Source organism: Methylobacterium sp. WL64, from assembly GCF_008039945.1.
GTDB lineage: Bacteria > Pseudomonadota > Alphaproteobacteria > Rhizobiales > Beijerinckiaceae > Methylobacterium.
This window is the reverse complement of record NZ_VRVA01000234.1, coordinates 1-3,623: the sequence shown is the minus strand read 5'-3', so window position 1 is coordinate 3,623 and position 3,623 is coordinate 1. Positions and strand designations below refer to the sequence as shown.

The 3,623-nt window shown below is 63.1% G+C and carries 5 protein-coding genes and 1 pseudogene; 2 read left to right on the top strand and 4 right to left on the bottom strand.

All coding sequences use genetic code 11. The features are described 5' to 3' along the window. Positions 1–898 precede the first annotated feature (898 nt). Complete coding sequence (locus tag FV242_RS33225) at positions 899–1,141, bottom strand: hypothetical protein (protein WP_147941919.1); 243 nt, start codon at positions 1,139–1,141, stop codon at positions 899–901. Between the two features lie 341 nt (positions 1,142–1,482). Here FV242_RS33225 and dnaQ point away from each other — a divergent pair. Both dnaQ and FV242_RS35090 read left to right on the top strand, forming a co-directional pair. After that, positions 1,483–1,956: pseudogene (dnaQ, locus tag FV242_RS33220) on the top strand (DNA polymerase III subunit epsilon); the annotation flags it as partial. Between the two features lie 407 nt (positions 1,957–2,363). Next, a complete protein-coding gene (locus FV242_RS35090) occupies positions 2,364–2,531 on the top strand; it encodes a hypothetical protein (protein ID WP_187278677.1) in 168 nt (55 codons plus the stop codon). Positions 2,532–2,580: 49 nt separating this feature from the next. On the opposite strand, the gene FV242_RS33215 is transcribed toward FV242_RS35090, so the two are convergent. From FV242_RS33215 to FV242_RS35250, 3 genes are all read right to left on the bottom strand, one after another. Then, complete coding sequence (locus FV242_RS33215) at positions 2,581–2,967, bottom strand: hypothetical protein (protein WP_147941917.1); 387 nt, start codon at positions 2,965–2,967, stop codon at positions 2,581–2,583. Positions 2,968–3,092: 125 nt separating this feature from the next. Continuing rightward, entirely contained in the window at positions 3,093–3,281 is a 189-nt protein-coding gene (locus FV242_RS33210; protein ID WP_147941916.1) for a hypothetical protein, read from the bottom strand. A gap of 141 nt (positions 3,282–3,422) precedes the next feature. Further along, a partial coding sequence (locus tag FV242_RS35250) for a hypothetical protein (RefSeq protein ID WP_210248992.1) occupies positions 3,423–3,623 on the bottom strand: 201 nt, incomplete at its 5' end.

Below are 3,623 nucleotides of genomic sequence, written 5' to 3'. Positions count from 1 at the left end.
AGATGGGCCCGCGTGAGTGGGTCATGGCCAAGGCGCAGTTCGCCGTCATCTTCGGCGAGCGCTTCACCCGGGCCATGGCGGCCTGATGTTCAACCCGCCGCTCACACACGGAATTTCCGATAGTCCCCCTGGGTAGCCAGGACGCGGAGTAGACCCATCTACGACTGGCTCGGTCATGCCGCCCGATCCACTCGTAGATGGGGCAGGGTACCCCCACATGCGGAGTATGATCACCTTCAAACCGAACCCTCACAAGCTGCGGGTCACTCCATCCTTGAAGGAGCCGGGCCGGTTCGACTGGTCGGTTATGCGGGATGATGTGGTCGTGCGTCAGTCGCTCCGGTCCTTCGGCTCGGAGGGAGCGTCAGAGGCGAACGGCGATGCGGCGCTTCGAGAAATCACGTCTCATTGGCTAAGCGGACGATAGGTGCCAACTGCTCCGGAGATGCACGCAGTTGGCTCGTCCATCCCGGCGAGCGCCACGAGCTGCGACGACCAGGGCGTCATCAGCTCAATCACCTACCAGGAGAAGAACGAGTCCAGGCCCGGCATCATGACCGCCAGCGTGGCTCCTGCACCAACCAACCCCGCAACCATCACTACGAACTCCATCGCGGTATCCTCCTGTTGGTTGCGCACGATCAACCAGGGGGCGATGGTAAAGTTCAGTGGCGCTCGCTCACCATCTGAGGAACCGGTCGAGAGCTGGTAAGGCGGCGACAGTCAGCGCGATGGCACCGACCGCTGCTACGAGCATGACGACGAGAGGGAGAGACAAATTCAGGCGGCTCCAGGGTTGTTCCTGGATCAATAGGTCTGGGGTGAAAACCGTTCTGTGCGGCAGTGTGACTTTCTCACGTCGTCTTCGACAAGCGAAAGCACCTTAGGACCGGTGCATTCACCCCAAGAGGTTCTGGATCAGCTCTCGATGCATGCGGCTGAGGACGATAGTCCGCTCGATCTCGCTTAGGACGTGTTCGGCGTAGATCCGCGCAGGCGAGCCTTGGGCAAGACGGGATAGGATGTGCATCTGCTGCTCGCGCCGCTCTTCAGCCTCTGCAACCTGCCGCCCCGCTTGAAAGAGCGGGTCATGCGGCAGCGCATCAGATTGGGAGAGCATAGCAGTCACGAAGGCATCCATAGCGCTGCCCCGCCGCCCATGATTTCAGGGCAGGCGGGGCTTGAATACCGTTCCTCACGGCGATGGGCCATGTACGCGACGCGGCCGGGATGCAGGATGCCGATGCGTCGTTAGCCGGGCCTCAACGGCGCTATCCGGCAGGGTCCCGGATCGGGATGCCAGTCGGCAGTGGCAGTCCGTAGTGGCTGGCATTGGACGGGCCGAGCGGGGGCGTTCGTGATGGTATTTTCGCCGGAGTACGGTGCAGGCCGGGGTGCTCGTGAAGCGCCGACCAAAATCCTTGATGATCGTGTGCGAACGGCTTTCGAGGGGCAACGGGCACACCGGAAGAGCAAGGCAGCATGACGCGCGAGATCGTCCTCGATACCGAGACCACCAGCACGGACTCCAAGGTTGAGCGCATCGTTGAGGTCGGCTGCGTCGAGCTGATCAACCACATGCAGACCGGCCGGACCTTCCACCGCTACTGCAACCCACAAAGGGCCGTGCATCCGGACGCCTTTGCGGTGCACGGGCTGTCCGACGGCTTCCTGGCCGACAAGCCGCTGTTCGCCGCGATCGTGCCCGAGCTGCTGGCCTTCATCGGTGGTGGCACGCTGGTGATCCACAACGCGCCCTTCGACGTCGGCTTCCGCAACGCCGAATATGCCTGGCTCCCCCAGCCGCGGCCGGCCGCGATCAAGCTGGACGACGTGGTCGACACGCTCCTCCTTGCTCGGCGCAAGCACGCGGGCGCCGCCAACAACCTCGACGCCTTATGCAACCGTTACGGGATCGATCGCAGCCGGCGGACGAAGCATGGGGCGCTCCTCGACGAGACATCTGAGGTTACACACTGAGCGTGGGGTTCAAAATTCACCCGGAGGCTCAACCCCCACTTAGCTTCTGAAGCCGGGCGAGAACAGCTCGCCGCACCTCACGGTCATTGATCTTGAACCACAACCGCAGCAGTTCGGATGTCTCGTCGGGGAACTCGTCGGACGCAGCATTCTGTATCAAAAGGTCGACCGAGATGCCGAGTGTGTCTGCAATGCGACGTACTGCGTTGCGATATCTATCTCTACGCCCAGTCGGGCACTCATCATCGGAAGTATCAGGCATATTGTCCCCATATAGGCGACAGGTTGCATTCAAACTTACACCATAATCGAAGATTGCATTAGATCAAGAGACCATCTACACTCATTGTGCCCCGTCGGGTGGTGGCGTGGAGCGTCGCACGATGGACGACGACTTCGACGCAATGGTGGATACCTGCCGGGCAGCCTACGATGTCGTGATGGAACACGGTACCCTGGAGATGCAGGCGTTCGCCCGAGCTCTGTTGCACGCCATGGCCAAGGAAGCGGCGCGTCGAGCGGCGGCTAGCCCCAACGGAGACGACAGCTAGTTGCCCGGCGGCTTCTTCCGTGGCCGGTGCCGGGCGAGCCGCGAGAGTCCTAACCGGCCTTCGGCTTGAACTCCCAGATCGGTGGGCCCCATACCTTGCCCGGGGTGTTCCGGTAGGCCGCAGTCCGCTCGAACACGACCCGATCCGCCTCGACCGCCAGCGCCTTCTTGCCGGCAATCATCAGCACCCCGCAGTACTCCACCCGGAGCGTGCCGTGCTCGGGGTGGACGCCGAAGAGCTGCGACGCCGTCCAGCCCAGGCCGTGCGCCTCGGCGCCGAAGCGGCTGCAGAAGTCGAGCGCCGACTCCCGCATCATCGCCCACTGCGTCGGCGTCAGATAGCGGCAGGGCGAGGCACGCTCGGAGATGTTCTCGATGTTCCCGTGCCAGATTGCGACGGGGTTCGGGATCAGGGTGGGGGCAGGGCTGGCTGACATCCGGCCGAGCTATGGCAGGGCGTGGCTCTCGACCATGCGGCCAGAAGCGGGATTGCCTGATCTGGGGTGAGAGCCGGCTCGGCCCCGCCCCGATCTGCTCGCGGGGCGGGACGAAAGCCGGCCGATCAAAAGCGGCGCATGTAATCTCTGAGTTCGGAGCGCATCCCCGCCTCGAAGCCGATGTGCCATGCCCGGACTTCAGCAGTCCGCATGCCGGCTTCCTGATGCCCCTGGGCCACGATGATCCCGACCTGCTCGAGCCGGCGCACGACGCCCTCAACGCTGCCTGTCTCCGGACTCAGCGTCTTGATCATCTCGCTCGCTGCAAGCCGGCCAGATTTTTCGCCACGAGCGATGGGGGCTAGTGGCTTGCTATGCGGCGGCATGGGTCTCGATTGCCTCACCTATGTGAGCCGATACGCAACTTGGTTCAGCGACAGGATGGCGGGCGGCGGTTACCGAGGCGTGCTGATTTGCAGACCGAAGCGTCCCGAGCCGGGATTGGGCACGAAAAAGCCCGCGCCGGCGTGAACTAAGCGGATTTCTTCAGATCCGAACATCAAGGGGTATCGCGTGGTCGGATCCAACGGGATCGTACCGCGGCACTGGTCAAAGAAAGGCCCTCGATCGCTGCCCGCTATCTGATTGCCTCCGGG

What these genes read in the sequence shown, in the direction of transcription:
- FV242_RS33225 (WP_147941919.1), bottom strand. Translation starts at nt 1,141, where the DNA reads ATGGATGCCTTCGTGACTGCTATGCTCTCCCAATCTGATGCGCTGCCG.
- FV242_RS35090 (WP_187278677.1), top strand. Translation starts at nt 2,364, where the DNA reads ATGGACGACGACTTCGACGCAATGGTGGATACCTGCCGGGCAGCCTAC.
- FV242_RS33215 (WP_147941917.1), bottom strand. Translation starts at nt 2,967, where the DNA reads ATGTCAGCCAGCCCTGCCCCCACCCTGATCCCGAACCCCGTCGCAATC.
- FV242_RS33210 (WP_147941916.1), bottom strand. Translation starts at nt 3,281, where the DNA reads ATGATCAAGACGCTGAGTCCGGAGACAGGCAGCGTTGAGGGCGTCGTG.